The organism is Marivita sp. NO-S04, assembly GCF_059070475.1.
This window is the reverse complement of record NZ_CM180980.1, coordinates 843,032-859,555: the sequence shown is the minus strand read 5'-3', so window position 1 is coordinate 859,555 and position 16,524 is coordinate 843,032. Positions and strand designations below refer to the sequence as shown.

At 60.0% G+C, this 16,524-nt stretch carries 16 protein-coding genes; 9 read left to right on the top strand and 7 right to left on the bottom strand.

Going from position 1 to position 16,524, the window contains the following annotated elements:
• The first annotated feature begins 47 nt into the window (after positions 1–47).
• Positions 48–1,217: a glutamine-hydrolyzing carbamoyl-phosphate synthase small subunit gene (gene carA / locus ACK3EW_RS04500; protein WP_493808628.1), complete on the top strand. Its 1,170-nt coding sequence runs from the start codon at positions 48–50 to the stop codon at positions 1,215–1,217.
• A gap of 65 nt (positions 1,218–1,282) precedes the next feature.
• Positions 1,283–3,085 (top strand): glycosyltransferase, encoded by a 1,803-nt coding sequence (locus ACK3EW_RS04495; protein WP_493808627.1) that lies wholly within the window; start codon positions 1,283–1,285, stop codon positions 3,083–3,085.
• Here the strand turns inward: ACK3EW_RS04495 and ACK3EW_RS04490 are convergent, their stop codons facing one another.
• The gene (locus ACK3EW_RS04490; protein ID WP_085629117.1) at positions 3,086–3,736 is read right to left on the bottom strand and encodes a GntR family transcriptional regulator; all 651 of its coding nucleotides are present in this window, start codon (positions 3,734–3,736) and stop codon (positions 3,086–3,088) included.
• A gap of 103 nt (positions 3,737–3,839) precedes the next feature.
• Between ACK3EW_RS04490 and ACK3EW_RS04485 the strand changes: the two genes are divergently transcribed.
• From ACK3EW_RS04485 to ACK3EW_RS04475, 3 genes are all read left to right on the top strand, one after another.
• A complete protein-coding gene (locus ACK3EW_RS04485) occupies positions 3,840–4,484 on the top strand; it encodes a pyrimidine 5'-nucleotidase (protein ID WP_493808626.1) in 645 nt (214 codons plus the stop codon).
• Between the two features lie 88 nt (positions 4,485–4,572).
• Positions 4,573–4,818 (top strand): hypothetical protein, encoded by a 246-nt coding sequence (locus ACK3EW_RS04480; RefSeq protein ID WP_085629116.1) that lies wholly within the window; start codon positions 4,573–4,575, stop codon positions 4,816–4,818.
• A 75-nt stretch (positions 4,819–4,893) separates the two neighbouring features.
• Positions 4,894–6,090, top strand: a complete 1,197-nt coding sequence (locus ACK3EW_RS04475; protein WP_493808625.1) for a UbiH/UbiF family hydroxylase — start codon at positions 4,894–4,896, stop codon at positions 6,088–6,090.
• A 53-nt stretch (positions 6,091–6,143) separates the two neighbouring features.
• On the opposite strand, the gene msrB is transcribed toward ACK3EW_RS04475, so the two are convergent.
• The 4 genes from msrB to ACK3EW_RS04455 form a co-directional block, all read right to left on the bottom strand.
• Positions 6,144–6,617, bottom strand: a complete 474-nt coding sequence (gene msrB, locus ACK3EW_RS04470; RefSeq protein ID WP_493808624.1) for a peptide-methionine (R)-S-oxide reductase MsrB — start codon at positions 6,615–6,617, stop codon at positions 6,144–6,146.
• Positions 6,618–6,727: 110 nt separating this feature from the next.
• A complete protein-coding gene (locus tag ACK3EW_RS04465; protein ID WP_493808623.1) occupies positions 6,728–7,297 on the bottom strand; it encodes a fasciclin domain-containing protein in 570 nt (189 codons plus the stop codon).
• A 97-nt stretch (positions 7,298–7,394) separates the two neighbouring features.
• A complete protein-coding gene (locus ACK3EW_RS04460; RefSeq protein WP_493808622.1) occupies positions 7,395–8,108 on the bottom strand; it encodes an anti-sigma factor in 714 nt (237 codons plus the stop codon).
• Positions 8,105–8,647 (bottom strand): sigma-70 family RNA polymerase sigma factor, encoded by a 543-nt coding sequence (locus ACK3EW_RS04455; protein ID WP_493808621.1) that lies wholly within the window; start codon positions 8,645–8,647, stop codon positions 8,105–8,107. Before ACK3EW_RS04455 ends, ACK3EW_RS04460 begins: the two co-directional genes overlap by 4 nt.
• An 89-nt stretch (positions 8,648–8,736) precedes the next feature.
• Here ACK3EW_RS04455 and cobS point away from each other — a divergent pair, with 89 nt between their 5' ends.
• The 4 genes from cobS to ACK3EW_RS04435 all read left to right on the top strand — a co-directional run bounded on the left by cobS (position 8,737) and on the right by ACK3EW_RS04435 (position 14,111).
• Complete coding sequence (cobS, locus tag ACK3EW_RS04450; protein WP_439119565.1) at positions 8,737–9,723, top strand: cobaltochelatase subunit CobS; 987 nt, start codon at positions 8,737–8,739, stop codon at positions 9,721–9,723.
• A 151-nt stretch (positions 9,724–9,874) separates the two neighbouring features.
• On the top strand, positions 9,875–11,752 hold the full coding sequence (gene cobT, locus ACK3EW_RS04445) for a cobaltochelatase subunit CobT (RefSeq protein WP_493808620.1): 1,878 nt from the start codon (positions 9,875–9,877) through the stop codon (positions 11,750–11,752).
• Positions 11,753–11,925: 173 nt separating this feature from the next.
• Positions 11,926–13,707 carry an aminopeptidase P family protein gene (locus ACK3EW_RS04440; RefSeq protein ID WP_493808619.1) on the top strand — a complete coding sequence of 594 codons (1,782 nt, stop codon included), beginning with the start codon at positions 11,926–11,928 and terminating at the stop codon, positions 13,705–13,707.
• A gap of 59 nt (positions 13,708–13,766) precedes the next feature.
• Positions 13,767–14,111 (top strand): DUF427 domain-containing protein, encoded by a 345-nt coding sequence (locus ACK3EW_RS04435; RefSeq protein ID WP_439119568.1) that lies wholly within the window; start codon positions 13,767–13,769, stop codon positions 14,109–14,111.
• 9 nt (positions 14,112–14,120) lie between these two features.
• Here the strand turns inward: ACK3EW_RS04435 and ACK3EW_RS04430 are convergent, their stop codons facing one another.
• On the bottom strand, positions 14,121–15,797 hold the full coding sequence (locus ACK3EW_RS04430) for a chloride channel protein (protein ID WP_493808618.1): 1,677 nt from the start codon (positions 15,795–15,797) through the stop codon (positions 14,121–14,123).
• A gap of 117 nt (positions 15,798–15,914) precedes the next feature.
• Complete coding sequence (locus ACK3EW_RS04425) at positions 15,915–16,514, bottom strand: TetR/AcrR family transcriptional regulator (RefSeq protein ID WP_493808617.1); 600 nt, start codon at positions 16,512–16,514, stop codon at positions 15,915–15,917.
• Between the last annotated feature and the right edge of the window lie 10 nt (positions 16,515–16,524).

The following is a 16,524-nucleotide window of genomic DNA, read 5'->3' as shown; positions in this document are numbered from 1 at the left end:
GGCGCAGCCTTAGGTTCCGCGAGATTTTACCTCTGCGGAGTCGCGCCATGTCCCAGCTTTCCAACGACACACCGACCGCCTGCCTTGCCCTTGCGGATGGCACGATTTTCTACGGACAGGGCTTTGGCGCAACCGGCACATCGGTGGCGGAGTTGTGCTTCAACACCGCGATGACCGGTTATCAGGAAATCATGACTGACCCGTCTTATGCGGGCCAGATCGTGACATTCACTTTCCCGCATATCGGCAATGTGGGTGTGAACCCGGACGACGATGAAACCGCCGATCCTGTGGCTGAGGGCATGGTCGTCAAGTGGATGCCGACGCAAAGTTCGAGCTGGCGCGCTGTGCAGGAGCTGAGTGAGTGGCTTGCGGCCCGGGGACGGATTGCCATCGGCGGCATCGACACCCGCCGCCTGACCCGTGCAATCCGGCAGCTTGGCGCGCCGCATGTGGCATTGGAGCACAATCCCGAAGGTAAGTTCGACATTGCTGCGCTGGTCGAAAAGGCGCGCGCGTTCCCCGGTCTCGAAGGTCTGGATTTGGCCAAGGACGTCACATGCGCGCAATCCTATCGCTGGGACGAGATGCGGTGGGCCTGGCCTGAGGGTTACTCCCGTCAAACCGCCCCCAAGCACAAGGTCGTTGCCATTGACTATGGCGCAAAGCGCAACATCCTGCGCTGCCTCGCAAGCGCGGGCTGTGACGTGACCGTGCTGCCTGCAACGGCGACGGCAGAAGACGTGCTTGCACACAATCCCGATGGCGTTTTTCTCTCGAACGGTCCCGGTGATCCGGCGGCGACTGGCAAATACGCCGTTCCGATGATCCAGAAGATCCTTAACGACACCGACTTGCCAATGTTCGGCATTTGCCTTGGCCACCAGATGCTCGCGCTCGCTTTGGGCGCAAAGACGGTCAAGATGAACCACGGCCACCATGGCGCGAACCACCCGGTCAAGGACACGGAGACCGGCAAAGTCGAGATCACGTCGATGAACCACGGCTTTGCGGTGGACAGCCAGACCTTGCCCACAGGTGTTCTGGAAACCCATGTGTCTTTGTTTGACGGATCGAACTGCGGCATCCGCATGGCCGAACGGCCGGTTTTCTCGGTGCAGCAGCACCCCGAAGCCAGCCCCGGCCCGCAGGACAGCTTCTACCTGTTCGAACGCTTTGCTGACTCGATGGCTGCTCGGAAGACCGTCAGCGCCTAAGTGGGCATTAACGACCGCTTAACCGTTTGCAGATTATCTGACTCCCGGATCAGTCCGGGGGGCATATGTTCGGCAAGTCGGAAACACAAAGCAATATACCCTTTGCGCTAACGCCCGCACATCGCCGGGACCACGTCGCATCGGACACTTCAAACGACATAGCCACAAGTCATGTCTTACAAAAAGCATGGCAATTTTCGGCGCATCAGCGGCGGCTCAACCCGGATACTTATCCGCCTGATCCCGAACTCGACGCGCTGCTGTCAGCCGAATTTTATCTGGAATACCGGGTATTGCCCTGGGGTCGTGTCGGCAATGCAATCCTTGTGGCGACCCCGCCAGGGCGGGATCTTACGCAGTTGCGCGACATCATGGAAAAGCTGATTGGCCCGGTCATGTTTGCCGATGTGGCAGAAGCCGATCTTTTGCGGATCGTTGAGGAACGGCACGGTGATTATCTTGCCGATCGCGCCGAGCGGCTTGTCCCGGATGACTATAGTTGCCGTGATATCAACAAGCTGACCCTTTCCCGCGGCATCTTGGCGTCGCTGTTTTTCGGCATCTGCCTTGCCTTGATCTATATGTTTCCAAATGCTTTTTTTGCGGGCATCACAGCAGTCGCTGTGGTCAATTTGATCGCAAATCTGGGGTTCAAGATCGCGGTCTTTGTTGCGGGCTACCAAAAACCACCGGAAAAACCTGTTATGCTACCGATGGCCGAAAAGCCCGTGGTCAGTCTGATTGTGCCCTTGTTCCGGGAGGCTGCGATTGCTCATGAATTGGTGCTGCGCTTGTCGCGGCTCACTTACCCCAAATCGCTGCTCGACGTGGTGTTGGTGCTTGAAGCCAAAGACACAAAAACACGCCAGATGATCGAGTCGATTTCTTTGCCGGGTTGGATGCGGGTGGTGCGCGTTCCCGATGGGCACCTGACGACCAAACCACGGGCGTTGAATTACGCGCTTGGGCACACGCGCGGTGACATCATCGGTGTCCTAGATGCCGAAGATGCACCGGCCATTGATCAGATCGAACGGGTGGTCGAAGCGTTTCATCAAGCGCCATCAAACGTCGCCTGTGTTCAAGGTATTCTGGACTTCTACAACACCAAGTCGAACGCGCTTGCGCGATGTTTCACCATTGAATACGCAATTTGGTTCCGTGTCGTTTTGGCGGGTGCTGCACGGCTTGGGCTGCCGATCCCACTCGGCGGCACCACAGTCTATCTCAAGCGCGCGGCGCTCAAACATGTGGGTGGCTGGGACGCACATAACGTGACCGAAGATGCGGATCTGGGCATTCGTCTTTACCGATTTGGGTATCGCACCATCCTGATACCGACGGTGACACACGAAGAGGCGAACAATCGCATCGTGCCATGGGTTCGGCAACGCTCACGCTGGCTGAAAGGGTATATCGTGACGTACCTTGTGCACATGCGTCGGCCCTTCCGCCTCTTGAAAGACATCGGCGCACGGAAATTCTTGGGATTTCAGGTCTTTTTCCTCGCAACCATCCTGCAATTCACACTGGCCCCAGCACTCTGGTCATTCTGGCTCGTCTGCTTCGGGGTCGCGACCCCATTGTTCGAGGTGATCCCGGCGGATTGGGCAAAGGGCCTTTTGGCCCTTTTTCTTTTTGGAGAACTGGTTTCGCTTCTAACCGGGTTTGTCGCCGTTGGACGCACACAGCATGAAGGGCTCATGCAATGGGTGCCGATGATGTTCTTCTATTTTCCGCTTGGCGTCTTTGCCGTTTATAAAGCGTGGTCCGAGCTGCTGTTCAAACCGTTCTACTGGGACAAAACCGAGCACGGCAGGTCCGAACCTGACGTTCCCGGAGGAGATATCCATGAGACGATCCGCTGACTAGCCTTGGTCCTTGGCCATGGAATCAAGCTTCAGGCGTGTGACGAAGGCGACCGAGATATGGTCTCGAAGCGCTTTATAGGCCGCGTCTTCGTTGCGCTGGGTAACGGCATCAACAATGGCCTGATGTTCTGCCAGTGCTATTTCGCCTCGTCCCTGCGCCGCCAGCGACGTGGTTGCCATAAGTGCCATCGATCGATGCACGAGGTCCAGCTGCTGCACAAGAAAGCGGTTGTGCGAGGCCAAGTGAATTTGCTTGTGAAACCGCCGGTTCGCCCGCGCCAAGGCAGAGGGGTCGTCCAGCAAGGCACGATCGTCATGCACCATGTCCTGCAACACCTGCACCTCTTCCTCGGTGGCATGACGCGCGGCAAGGCGGGCTGCCAAACCTTCAAGCTCGGTCCGCACAACGTAAAGCTCTGCCATCTGGTTGTGGTCCAGTGAGGCCACGATCAAAGACCGCCCGTCCCGCGTCAGCAGCGATTGCGTTTCAAGCCGTTGCAACGCCTCGCGGATCGGTGTCCGCGACATGCCGAACCGTTCTGCCAGATCACTTTCCACCAACCGGTCACCCGGCCGGTAAACACCAACATCAATCGCCTCGAGAATCGACGAATACGCGTCCTTCTGAGGAGGCTTCACATCTTTCATACCGCGTGATCCCTATCCAAGTTCTCGCACGATAGCGCTGGTTGAACAAAAGACGCAAGTTCAGCCATTGCCGCGCCCGATTGCGACGCCTAGTTTGCGGAGTATGGTAAAGTCTGCTTTCAAACATGTGCGTCATTGGGTGTTCGATCTCGACAACACCCTGTATTCACCTGCCGTTCGCCTGTTCGACCAGATCGAAGTGCGGATGACGAAGTTCGTCATGGACTCACTCGGCGTCGACAAAGAGCGCGCCAATACGCTGCGCGTCGAGTATTGGAAGACTTATGGCACCACGTTGGCGGGTTTGATGCGCGAACATGATGTCGACCCGGCACCCTATCTGCACGAGGTGCATGACATCGACTTCACCGTCCTGTCCGAAGACCCGCATCTGGCGTCGCTGATCCGCGATCTGCCGGGGCGCAAGATCGTTTACACAAATGGGTCCGAGCCCTATGCCCGCAACGTGCTGAAAGCGCGCGGGCTGGATGACATCTTTGATGCCGTCTACGGCGTGGAGCACGCCGATTACCACCCCAAGCCCGAACGCAGTGCGTTCGAGCGCGTGTTCGGGCGCGATGGCATCGACACACAAATCGCCGCGATGTTCGAGGATGATCCGCGCAACCTTGCCGCACCACATGCAATGGGGATGCGCACGGTGCATGTGGCCCCGGACGCGATCGACGCTGAACACATCCACCACCACACATCCGACCTGACCGAGTTTCTTGCGCGGCTAACCTGACAAGTTCTTGCTGCATTGCGGCAATTTGGCAGTTTTCCAGCGGCTCCGGCTGCCTATCTCTCTTGCAGACACAAAAGAGGGATCTCAGATGTCCGTTTCGGAACCTACACTCGCGCACCGTCGCAACCCGTTTTACGCCATCCCGGTTATCGGCTGGATTGCCCGCGATCTCAAAGAAGGTGGACCGGACACGATTTACTACCTGCTGGTCGCGCTGCTGACCCTTTTGGTGCTTGCGGTCAAGACATGGGGCGTTGTGGCGTTGACCATGACCGCACTTGCGATGGTGCCAGTGGTGATGGTTCTGCTGATCCTGATCACAGTCGGAAAATAGCGCGCCCTGACGCATCGCACATCGGATGCGCACTGCCTATAAGTGGTGCGACACCCGAACCGAAAGGCCCAAGCCATGACATATGACATCGTTGTATCAGGTGGCGGTATCGCCGGATTGGCCGCTGCGGCAGCCTTCGGCGCGAACAGCCATTCGGTGCTTTGCCTCGATCCCACGCCGCCAGTCACAGATCGCGACGCAGACGGTGCGGACCTACGGACAACGGCATTCCTGCAACCGGCGCAGGCGTTTCTTGATGAGATCGGTCTCTGGGCGCGGCTGCAAGGGCATGCCATGCCCTTGCAGGTGATGCGGATCGTTGATGCCGGTGGCGAAGAGCCGAGGGCACGCGTGACCAAGGAGTTCGACGCGTCCGACATTTCCGACCAGCCCTTCGGATGGAATCTTCCAAATTGGTTGTTGCGCCGTGAATTCGTGGCGCATCTGGACGGGCTTGATACTGTCACCTTCCGCGCGGGCATCGGCACCACGTCGCTCTTCACGCGCGAGGCAGAAGCCCGCGTCGGGCTGAGCGATGGCACCAAGGTGCGCTGCAAGCTGGTGATTGCAGCGGACGGGCGCAATTCACCGATGCGCAAAGCGGCAGGCATCGACATTCAGACCACACGGTTTGGTCAAAAAGCGTTGGCCTTTGCTGTCACTCATCCCATTCCACACGGCAACGTGTCGACAGAGATCCACCGCACGGGTGGGCCTTTCACCTTCGTGCCGCTGCCGGATCTGGAGGGGCGCCCGTCTTCGGCTATTGTCTGGATGGAGGAAGGCCCAAATGCCGAGGCATTGATGGCGCTGGACACCAAAGCGTTCGAGGAGGCAATGACGACACGGTCTTGCAGCCTTTTCGGTCCGCTTGAATTGGCGTCACGGCGCACGATCTGGCCGATCATCAGCCAGCATGCCGACCGGCTGAGCGGCGAGCGGATCGCGCTGGTGGCCGAAGCCGCGCATGTGGTGCCGCCGATTGGGGCGCAAGGGCTGAACATGAGCCTGAAGGATATCAGCGTATTGCGCGATCTGGCACGACAGGCGGGGAGCCACATCGGCGACCGCAAGATGCTGGACGCCTATCATCAAACCCGCATTGCTGACATCCGAGCGCGGGTTGCGGGGATCACGTTGTTGAACCGGACGTCTATGCTGAGTGCGCAACCCCTGCGCGACATACGCGCCAAGGGGCTGGACGCTTTGTATACGCTCAAACCTGTGCGCAAGACTCTGATGCAGCTGGGTTTGGGCGCGCGGGGCATTTGAGGGCGTAAACTCTTCAAAGAGTTTACGCAGGATTTTGCAAAATCCTGCGTGCCCTATGCTGCCCGGAAGCTCAGGCTGACACCGTTGATACAGTGGCGTTTACCCGTTGGCTGAGGACCATCGTCGAAGATATGGCCCAGATGGCTGCCACAACGACGGCAATGGCATTCCGTGCGAACCATGAACAGCGCCCGATCTGCCTTGGTGCCGATGGCGCTGCTCTGAGCCTGCCAGAAACTGGGCCAACCGGTTCCGCTGTCGTATTTGTGTTCGGAAGCGTAGAGCGCCAGATCACAGCCCTTGCAATGGAACATGCCGTCGCGTTTTTCGTCGTTCAGTGGCGACGAGAATGCACGTTCCGTACCCTCCTCGCGCATCACGCGATATTCCAAAGAGGTCAGCATGGCCTTCCACTCGGATTTGGACCGGGTGATTTCGAAGGTGCCCTCGGCGGCGCCTGCCCCATGTGTCATGCCCCCTAGGCCCAAAGCGGCTGCGGCGGTCTGCAGGAAATGGCGTCTCAACATCGTGTCCTCCTTCTCTCTAGTGTAAAATGGTGCCCCGGTCCGTCGGTGCGCAAGACCGGGGCACACACTTTTGCGCGATCTCTCAAACCCCAGGGTTGGGGAACAGGAGTTTACTGAGCCGGCAAAAGGACGCGATCGATCACGTGGATGACCCCGTTCGACTGCCGCACATCGGCAATCGTCACGGTCGCGTCGCGACCGTTTTCGTCCGTGAGTGTGATTTTCGATCCGTCCATCTTGGCCTGCAACGTACATCCGCCCACGGTTTGAACCGGATGCGTGCCGCCGTCATCGGCGATCATCCCCGCGATGGCATCGGACATGGCGTTGGCGGCGACCACATGACAGGTCAGAATCTGCGTAAGCTGCGCCTTTGCCGCAGGCTGCAGCAGGGCCGTCAGTGACTCGTCAGAAATCCGGTCGAACGCAGCGTTGGTGGGAGCGAACACGGTGAACGGGCCTTCGCTCATCAGGGTGTCGACAAGGCCGGCTGCCTTGACCGCGGCCACGAGCGTGGTGTGGTCGGCAGAGTTGACGGCGTTCTCGACGATATTCATGTCGGGGAACATTGCGGCTCCACCCACCATCGGGTTGTCAGTACCGGCGTGGCTTTCGGCAAAAGCAGAGCCGGTCAATGCAGTGGCAGTCACAGCAGCGGTGATCATGGTCTTAAGTGTCATATCGTCCTCCAAGGTTTCCCGCCAAATTGTCCGGCGGGTTGGAGGTAGACACGGAGCTCAGGTCAGACGCGTTTCAAAAAAGATCATCACAGTTGGATCACGACGACGTGAGCGGTCCTGCTGCCCGTACCGCACCTGTCGGCGCTCCTGTTGGTGAGCCTCCCGGTGGTTCATCGGAGATCGCCAACAGCGCACCCGGCAGCAAAGCCACCAAATCCTGCGGCAGATCGATCAGGGTGCTGTTGCCCTCGTCAAGAAGGCCCAGCGACACCGGTGCCGCATCGCCCGCAATCAGCCAGAGCTCAAAAACACGACCCTCTGGCGGTGCGCCCGCAGCGCGCACCACTTCCACAGCCCCACGTGTTGTATCGACAGCGGCGCGAATCACCAGCCCTTCGCCATCCGGCGTCGGCGCGAGTTCCGCCACCAGATCGGGTTGCAAGCCGGTGTCATCAGGAATGAGGACGCCTGTGCTGATCGTCAGCCAAAGCACCAGCGCAGCGGCCACCCCGCCCAGCCCGTATGGCCAAATCTGCTGCCAGAAAGACTGCTTTTCCGGCTTGAAGAGGATCGTCTGCAAACGCTTGGCCACTTGCGGGGACGGGTCGACCGGGTCGATCTCGTCCAGAATGACGCTGGCAAAATGTTCGTCCCAAGCGACGACTTCTGCCCGCAGATCGGCATCGGTGTCGAGCCGGGCCTCGAATTGGGCACGTTCCTCGGCACTCAGAAGGCCCAGCGCGTATTCGGCGGCCAGAACGCGGTCATCCTCGTTTTCGGGGCCTTCGGGGGGTGTCGTATGATCGGTCATCTGCTCAAACACTCCCGCAGGGCCATGAGGCTGCGGCGCAGCCATGTCCGAATGGTGTTAAGGTTCACGCCGGTCGCCTCTGAGAGGTCGGCGTAACTGTCGCCTTCGAGATAGGCCCGGCGCACCAAATGCGCCCGTGCGCGAGGCAGCTCGTCAAGGCAGGCCTTGATCTGACGCGCCTCGGATGCCGCGACGGCGCTGGCTTCGGGGCCGGGTTTGCTGTCGGGCATCAGATCGGCGGTCTCGATCGGAACGGATGGCAGCTTCATCGCACGACGACGGTCCACCGCGCGGTTGCGGGTGATCGTGATGAGCCACGTCATCGGGGAATACCCGTTGACCTTGTAGCTGTCGGCTTTGTTCCACACCGTCACGAACACGTCCTGCAACACCTCCTCGGCTTCTACGCGATCATTCAACACACGCAGGCAGACGCCAAAAAGTTTCGCGGAGGTCCTTTCATACAGACGGTTGAACGCGGCACGGTCGCCCATCACCACGCGGGCAATAAGGTTTTCCACCTCTTCTTGCGGCGTCATGAACGAATTCCCATGCCCTTTCCCTTGCTCCTCCCGCCAATATGTTGCACCACACAGGCAAAACCCAAGCTGAGAAGGATGTCTGCAACATGGCTGACGGGACGATCGACATCAACGCCAAACCGACAGAAGAAATTTCCGTGCGTGAGGTGTTTGGCATTGATACGGACATGGTTGTCCATGGCTTCCCAGAGCGCACGGACCGCGTGCCCGATATCGACAGCACTTACAAATTCGACCCTGACACGTCGATGGCGATTCTCGCGGGCTTCCGCAACAACCGTCGTGTGATGATCCAAGGCTATCACGGCACCGGCAAGTCGACTCATATCGAACAGATCGCCGCGCGTCTGAACTGGCCTGCCGTTCGGGTCAACCTTGATAGCCACATCAGCCGGATCGACCTGATCGGCAAGGACGCGATCAAGCTGATCGACGGAAAGCAAGTCACACAGTTTCAGGAAGGCATCCTGCCCTGGGCGCTGCGCAACCCCACAGCCATCGTGTTCGACGAATACGACGCGGGCCGCGCTGACGTGATGTTCGTCATCCAGAGGGTTCTGGAAACCGATGGCAAGCTGACACTGCTCGACCAGAACGAGGTCATCACCCCACACAAGTATTTCCGCATTTTCGCCACCGCGAACACCGTGGGTCTGGGCGACACGACGGGCCTCTACCACGGCACCCAGCAGATCAACCAAGGTCAGATGGACCGCTGGTCGCTGGTTGCGACGCTGAATTATTTGTCGATCGACGCAGAGACGTCGATCGTTCTGTCGAAGGCCCCGCATTACAACACCGAGAAGGGCCGCAAGACCGTGCGCCAGATGGTGACCGTGGCCGACCTGTCGCGCACCGCGTTCATGTCCGGCGACCTGTCGACCGTGATGAGCCCGCGAACCGTGATCGCCTGGGCACAGAACGCTGAGATTTTCCGCGATGTGGGCTATGCGTTCCGCGTGTCGTTCCTCAACAAATGCGACGAGCTCGAGCGTCAGACCGTGGCGGAATTCTACCAGCGCTGCTTTGACGAAGAGCTGCCCGAGAGCGCGGCCTCCCTGAGCTTGGGCTGATGGGTATCGGATCGGCGATGCCGATCCGACAGGCTGGGGGTTCCACCCCCAGACCCCCGAGGTATTTTCGGCCCAAAGATGCCTGCATGACGCGCCGCATCTTCGGGCCGACGGCATTGCGTGCAAACGAACCGCGTGGAAAGGTCAGGTCATGAGCAAACCGAGTGACAACCCAGCCGATCCGTTCAAGAAGGCGCTTGCCGAAGCGACCAAAGTCATGGCGCGCGACCCTGACCTGACGGTCAGCTATTCGGTCGATCCTTCGGGCATTTCCGGCGATGCGATGCGCCTGCCCCAGATCAGCCGCCGTCTAACCCGCGACGAGGTGATGCTGGCGCGCGGCACCGCCGATGCGATGGCGATGTATCGCCGCTATCACGATGCAGGCACCCACACGCGCTATGCGCCTCAGGGCGATCTGGCGCGCGAACTTTACGAATCCATGGAGACCGCCCGCTGCGAGGCGATGGGCGCGCGCGACATGCCAGGCACAGCCGGCAATATCGACGCCAAGATCGGTCATGAAGCGCTGCGACGTGGGTATGATCAGGTCAAGGAAGCCTCGGACGCGCCACTTGCCGAAGCGGCAGGCTATCTGGTGCGCCATCTGGCCACCGGGCGCGATCTGCCCCAAGGCGCGCAGAACGTCATGGACCTCTGGCGCGGCTTTATCGAAAATCAGGCGGGTGGCACGCTCGAAAACCTGCAGGATGTGCTGAGCGATCAGGCGGCTTTTGCCCGCTTCACCCGCGCCGTGATCACCGATCTGGGCTATGGTGATCAGTTGGGAGATGACCCCGACGAGTTGGACGAGGACGCGCAGGATCAGGCCGAAGAGGGCAGCGACGAAGAGCAAGATCCTGACAGCACCGGGCAGGACGAGGACGACAGCGAAGACGCCGAAGCCAACCCCGAGTCGAGCCAGGACGAAACCCAGGACCCCAGCCAGGCGCAGGTGTCCATGGACGAGATGGCCGATCAGGAGATGAGCGACGAGACCGAAATGCCCGAGGGCGAAGCGCCCTTGGAGCCGCCGCCCCCTGCCCCGATTTCCGAAGCAGATCCCGACTACAAGGTGTTCGATTCGACCCATGACGAGGAAATCCTTGCCGAAGAGCTGGCCGAGCCTATCGAGCTAGAGCGGTTGCGGGCCTATCTCGATCAGCAATTGGAGCCTTTGAAGGGCGCGGTCAGCCGTCTGGCCAACAAGCTGCAGCGCCGCCTGCAGGCGCAGCAGAACCGGTCGTGGGAATTCGATCTGGAGGAGGGCATTCTGGACGCCGGGCGTTTGGCGCGTGTGGTCGCCAATCCGACCACCCCTCTGTCCTTCAAGGTCGAGAAAGACACCGAGTTTCGTGACACGGTTGTTACGCTGCTTCTGGACAATTCCGGCTCTATGCGGGGACGCCCGATTTCCATCGCCGCGATCTGCGCCGATGTTCTGGCGCGGACGTTGGAGCGGTGCTCGGTAAAGGTCGAGATCCTTGGTTTTACCACCCGTGCGTGGAAAGGCGGGCAGGCCCGCGAGAAGTGGCTGAACGAGGGGCGCGAACAGCAGCCCGGTCGTTTGAACGATCTGCGCCACATCATCTACAAGGGTGCCGACGCCCCCTGGCGGCGGACACGGTCCAATCTTGGGCTGATGATGAAGGAAGGCCTGCTGAAGGAAAACATCGACGGCGAGGCGCTTGAATGGGCACATCGGCGGATGCTGCACCGCTCTGAGGCGCGCAAGATCCTGATGGTGATTTCGGATGGAGCGCCTGTGGATGACAGCACCCTGTCGGTCAACCCTGCCAATTACCTTGAAAAGCACCTGCGCGACGTGATCGCCATGGTGGAGCGGCGTCGTCAGGTCGAGTTGCTGGCGATTGGTATCGGCCATGACGTGACACGCTACTACGAACGTGCGGTGACGATCACCGATGTGGAGCAGCTGGCAGGGGCGATGACCGAACAGCTGGCCTCGCTGTTCGACAGCGATCCACGGGCACGGGCGCGGCTCATGGGCATCAAGCGCGCGAGTTGATCCGGGTTTGGGCCGGCAGTGCTGTTACAACTGGCGCGTCCCTGCGGGCCGCCGTTTGCATATTTGAAAAAGAAGAAGCGGGGGCCATTCCAAACCCCTGACCGATTGCGGCGGGGCTTGCCATTGCGGGTCATTCCGGGTTCGCTCGCGCTACATCCAAGAGAGTCCGTATCATGTTCCAGAGCTTTTCCGAAACTTCCTCTCCCGAACAGGGCCCGCCGAGATTAGAGGCGTTGCGCGCCGAAATGGCGGCTGCGGGTTTGGACGGGTTCATCGTCCCCCGCGCCGATGCGCATCAGGGCGAATACGTGGCCGCGCGGGACAGCCGTCTGGCATGGTTGACCGGGTTTACCGGATCAGCCGGGTTTTGCGTGGCGTTGCAGGACAAAGCTGGCGTGTTCATCGATGGTCGCTACCGGGTGCAGGTCCGCGCGCAGGTGGCGGACGTGTTCACGCCCGTGCATTGGCCTGAGGTGACGCTGGGCGACTGGGTGTCAGAACATGTCGCGCAGAACGGCATTGTGGGCTTTGATCCGTGGTTGCACACCGTGTCGCAAATCAGGGAGCTGGAAGCGAGTACATCCGGCGTGACGTTGCAGCGGACAGACAACCTTGTGGATCGAATCTGGGCGGACCAACCTGCGCCCCCCGCGACCCATGCCTTTGCACAGCCGGTAGACCTTGCCGGAGAGGCGCATGGCGACAAGATCGCGCGCTTGGCGGCCACCCTTGGGTCAGCGCGCTGTGCCGTTCTGACCCTGCCCGACAGCATTTGCTGGCTTTTGAACATCCGTGGGGATGACCTGCCCCGCACGCCGTTTATGCTAGGATTTGCGCTGTTGCATGCATCGGGCACGGTCACACTGTTCGTGGACCCCGAAAAGCTGGTCAATTTGGGGGATCACCTTGGCCCGAATGTGCATGTGGCTCGGGTTGAGGATTTCCTGCCGACATTGGCTAAATTGGAAGGTCCGGTCCAGATCGATCCAGCCAGTTGCCCGGTGATCTTCGCAGATACGTTGCGCGAGGCAGGAACACAGATGATCGAGGCGCAAGACCCCTGCGCTCTGCCCAAAGCGTGCAAATCAGCGGCGGAACTGGACGGTACACGCGCGGCGCATCTGCGCGACGGGGCGGCGATGGCACGGTTTCTGTGCTGGCTGGACCAGCAGCCCGCAAGCAGCCTGACCGAGATCGATGTGGTCACAAAGTTGGAAGGCGAACGCTCGGCAACCAATGCGCTGCGGGATATCAGCTTCGACACCATTTGCGGTGCCGGGCCGAACGGGGCCATCGTGCATTACCGGGTGACGGAAAAGACCAACCGCGCAGTCGAACAAGGGCTTTTGTTGGTCGACAGCGGCGGCCAATACGTGGATGGCACCACCGACATCACCCGCACCATCGCCATCGGGACCGTCAGCGAAGAAGAAAGACGCGCGTTTACGCTGGTGCTCAAGGGCATGATCGCAATCTCGAAGCTGCGCTGGCCCAAGGGCCTTGCTGGGCGTGATATGGACGCGCTGGCACGTGTGGCCCTTTGGGAGCATGGGATGGATTATGGGCACGGCACCGGACATGGCGTCGGATCCTATCTGAGCGTACACGAGGGGCCTCAGCGGCTGGCCCGCACCGGAACCGTGCCGTTCATGCCGGGGATGATCCTGTCGAACGAGCCGGGTTTCTATAAAGAAGGCGCGTTCGGAATCCGCATCGAGAACCTGATTGTCGTGGAAGAGGCCCCGGCCCTGCCCGGTCAGACAGTGCCGGACATGTACCGTTTCGAGACACTGACTTATGTGCCGATCGACACGCGGCTGATCGACACGGGGCTTTTGACAGATGCAGAACGTCGCTGGCTCAACGCCTATCATACAGAGGTTCTGACGCGGATCGGGCCTTTGGTGGAGGGGGATGTGTCACTCTGGCTGACGCAGGCCTGCGCACCAATCTGACCATAAACATTTACATTCCCCCGCTAACCCCGGTACATCGCACTCAAAAGGGACGGATCATGCAGAAACACATTACAGTCAGACCTGCCGAAGGAACTTGGGTTGTGCGTGCCGGTGGTGCCGTGATCGCAGAAAGCACCAACGCGTTGGAACTGACCGAAGGCGAGATGCCGTTTGTCATCTATTTCCCGCGATCCGATGTTGCGATGGCTTTTCTGGATGTGTCCGCGCACAAATCAACCTGCCCGCACAAAGGCGAGGCCAGCTATTTCGACATTGTGTCAAAAAGCAAGACCTACACCAACGCGGTCTGGTCCTATGAAGACCCGAAGCCCGAAGTGGCCGATATCAAGGACCATCTGGCATTCTGGGTGCAGGATGGGGTTCAGGTCGAACGGGTTTAAATACCGTCCTCAACCGTGCTCTTCCTCGGCCGTCGCCGCAAGCGCACGATTATAAGCCTTGAGCGCATCGACATGGAACAGCGCGCCCTGCAGAACGGGCGCGTCTTCTGGCCCCTCAATCTTGACCACCGGCAGGAAGGCCACGCCTGATTTATCGAACAGCGGCAAGGCGGTTTCCAGCGTCGCTTGCGCCTGCACAAAAAGCCCCTGTTCGATCATCGTGCGGCACGCCTCTTCGTCTGCCGCGTTGTTGTCGGTTGTTTTTCGCATTACCCCCTGCACCCAAAACATCGCCAGAAGATAGGCCTGAGGCCCAGCCGCAAGGTGCACGTTGCGACGCTCCAACTGGGTGAGGAAGAATGATCGGTCGACCAGACGCGCAGATACGGCGGTGGACATGGAAACCGAGACCATCACCGCAAGTCCGGTCTGCCAGTCTCCGGTCAGTTCGAACACGATCAGTGTGGTTGAAATAGGCGCGCCCAGCACGGCGGCTGCGACAGCGCCCATACCGGCAAGCGCATATAGCGTCGCGGTGCCCGATTGATCGGGGAAAAGCCCAGTTGCGATCAGGCCGAACGCCAGCCCGGTCAACGCGCCCAGCATCAGCGAGGGCGAGAACACGCCGCCCCCCATGCGGCCGCCCATGGTGATGGCCACTGCGACCACCTTGAGCATCGCAAAGACCACCGCTTCGTGCCACAGAAGTGCTCCGGTCAGGGCGCGGGACGTGGTCTCGTAGCCGACGCCGATGATGTGCGGAAACCAGATCGCCAAAGCGCCCAGCATGACCCCCGCCGCCGCCGGGCGCAGCAGGTGCGGCAGGCCGAGATTGCGCTGCACTTGCGATCCGATATCGTCAGCCAGAAACACAGCCCGCATCATCGCTACGGCGACAAGGCCACAGATCAAGCCAAGGATGAAGAAGGCCGGCAATTCAAGATAGAATTCGACAGTGGTGGTGCCCGGCAGTTTGAACTCTGTCACATCGCCAAAGACCAGACGGTTGATCACCGTTCCGGCAGCACTCGCCACCACGATAGGGGCAAAGGCGTGCACCGCAAAGTGGCGCAAGATCACTTCGAGCGCGAACAAGGCCCCCGCTATGGGCGCGTTGAAGCTGGCAGACACGGCTGCGGCCACCGCACACCCTAGCAAGTCGCGTCCAGTGACGCCGTCAGCCCGGATCGTGTTGGACACCCAGGACGACAGCATCGCGGCGATATGGACAACCGGCCCTTCCCGCCCTGTGCTGCCGCCGGTGGAAAGCGTGATCCAGGAACAGATGGCCGACGCGATCCCCGCCTTCTTTTCCACCCGCCCATCATTGAGTGCCGCGCCTTCGATCACATCCGCGACCGAGCGCACACGTCCATCAGGAGTGAAGTAATGCACGATCACTCCCACCACGAGACCACCAACCGTGGGGATGAGCAGCAGCATCCACCACGGCAGGGTTTCGGCATAGCTGTGAATGGTCGTCACGCTGGGTGTGCCGTAGACCGAGGTTTGCAGAAACGTGATCGCCAGTCTGAAACAGGTGGCCGCAAGACCGGCCGCGATCCCAATCAAAAGTGCTATCAGCCAGAACTGGAATTGCGACGGTCCTTTATGGCGCAGCACATCCCAGCCGCGCTCGACCTGCCTTTTCAGTGCTTGTAACTGACCACGCAAAGCAGGCGCCATGCCGAGCGGACCTTTCGGAGAAGCGAACCACGCCAAAAAAACTTCTGATTACCAAGGCTTATTCAATGCGGCTGAACTGTCCACCCCTGAAGCGATCACAGTCTGTGACCGTCGGTGTCACGACACACCCACAAGTCTGAAAAGACGCTCTTGGGCAAGGTGCGCGCGGTCTTCGATCACCCTATCGCGCAGCGGGCCCAAAGCGCCTGTTGCACGCCGAATTTGCAGGTCGCCAACGAGCAGATCGACATAGAGTGCTGCGATCTGTGCCGGGTCACCCTTGAGCACGCCTTGCGCGACCAACTTGCTGAAAAGCTCCGCGATCAACGGAAACACCTTGCCGCGACCTTCCTGCGCCAACGCCTCGCCCAGAACGCCGCTGGCATCCGCCGCCGCGGCCCGGTTGAGCGCAATCGCCCGGTCCCCTAGCAGCATCGACAAAAGGACAGGACCGATCTCGGTCAGGGCCTGATCCAACTGAGTGCTGGTCTCCAACGCCTCGCGCAACCGCGTGGCAACCCGTTCGGCGTTGGTGGCGATCAAAGCTTTGAACAGACCGATCTTGTCGCCGTACCACCTGTAAAGCGTTTCGTTCGAGGCTTTGGCTGATTTGGAAACGGCCAGCATCGACATGTTCTGAAAGCCTTTTATCGCAAGAAGGTCATACGCTGCCGCTTCGATCTGCTCGCGTCTTTGCGCCTTGTTGTCTTCGCGCATCCGATACCTC

Excerpts from the sequence above, each read along its gene's own strand:
- ACK3EW_RS04430 (WP_493808618.1), bottom strand. The coding sequence starts at position 15,797 with ATGGCGCCTGCTTTGCGTGGTCAGTTACAAGCACTGAAAAGGCAGGTC.
- ACK3EW_RS04475 (WP_493808625.1), top strand. The coding sequence starts at position 4,894 with ATGACATATGACATCGTTGTATCAGGTGGCGGTATCGCCGGATTGGCC.
- cobS (WP_439119565.1), top strand. The coding sequence starts at position 8,737 with ATGGCTGACGGGACGATCGACATCAACGCCAAACCGACAGAAGAAATT.
- ACK3EW_RS04465 (WP_493808623.1), bottom strand. The coding sequence starts at position 7,297 with ATGACACTTAAGACCATGATCACCGCTGCTGTGACTGCCACTGCATTG.
- ACK3EW_RS04480 (WP_085629116.1), top strand. The coding sequence starts at position 4,573 with ATGTCCGTTTCGGAACCTACACTCGCGCACCGTCGCAACCCGTTTTAC.
- ACK3EW_RS04455 (WP_493808621.1), bottom strand. The coding sequence starts at position 8,647 with ATGACGCCGCAAGAAGAGGTGGAAAACCTTATTGCCCGCGTGGTGATG.
- msrB (WP_493808624.1), bottom strand. The coding sequence starts at position 6,617 with ATGTTGAGACGCCATTTCCTGCAGACCGCCGCAGCCGCTTTGGGCCTA.
- ACK3EW_RS04435 (WP_439119568.1), top strand. The coding sequence starts at position 13,767 with ATGCAGAAACACATTACAGTCAGACCTGCCGAAGGAACTTGGGTTGTG.
- ACK3EW_RS04495 (WP_493808627.1), top strand. The coding sequence starts at position 1,283 with ATGTTCGGCAAGTCGGAAACACAAAGCAATATACCCTTTGCGCTAACG.
- ACK3EW_RS04425 (WP_493808617.1), bottom strand. The coding sequence starts at position 16,514 with ATGCGCGAAGACAACAAGGCGCAAAGACGCGAGCAGATCGAAGCGGCA.
- carA (WP_493808628.1), top strand. The coding sequence starts at position 48 with ATGTCCCAGCTTTCCAACGACACACCGACCGCCTGCCTTGCCCTTGCG.
- ACK3EW_RS04490 (WP_085629117.1), bottom strand. The coding sequence starts at position 3,736 with ATGAAAGATGTGAAGCCTCCTCAGAAGGACGCGTATTCGTCGATTCTC.
- ACK3EW_RS04460 (WP_493808622.1), bottom strand. The coding sequence starts at position 8,108 with ATGACCGATCATACGACACCCCCCGAAGGCCCCGAAAACGAGGATGAC.
- ACK3EW_RS04440 (WP_493808619.1), top strand. The coding sequence starts at position 11,926 with ATGTTCCAGAGCTTTTCCGAAACTTCCTCTCCCGAACAGGGCCCGCCG.
- cobT (WP_493808620.1), top strand. The coding sequence starts at position 9,875 with ATGAGCAAACCGAGTGACAACCCAGCCGATCCGTTCAAGAAGGCGCTT.
- ACK3EW_RS04485 (WP_493808626.1), top strand. The coding sequence starts at position 3,840 with ATGGTAAAGTCTGCTTTCAAACATGTGCGTCATTGGGTGTTCGATCTC.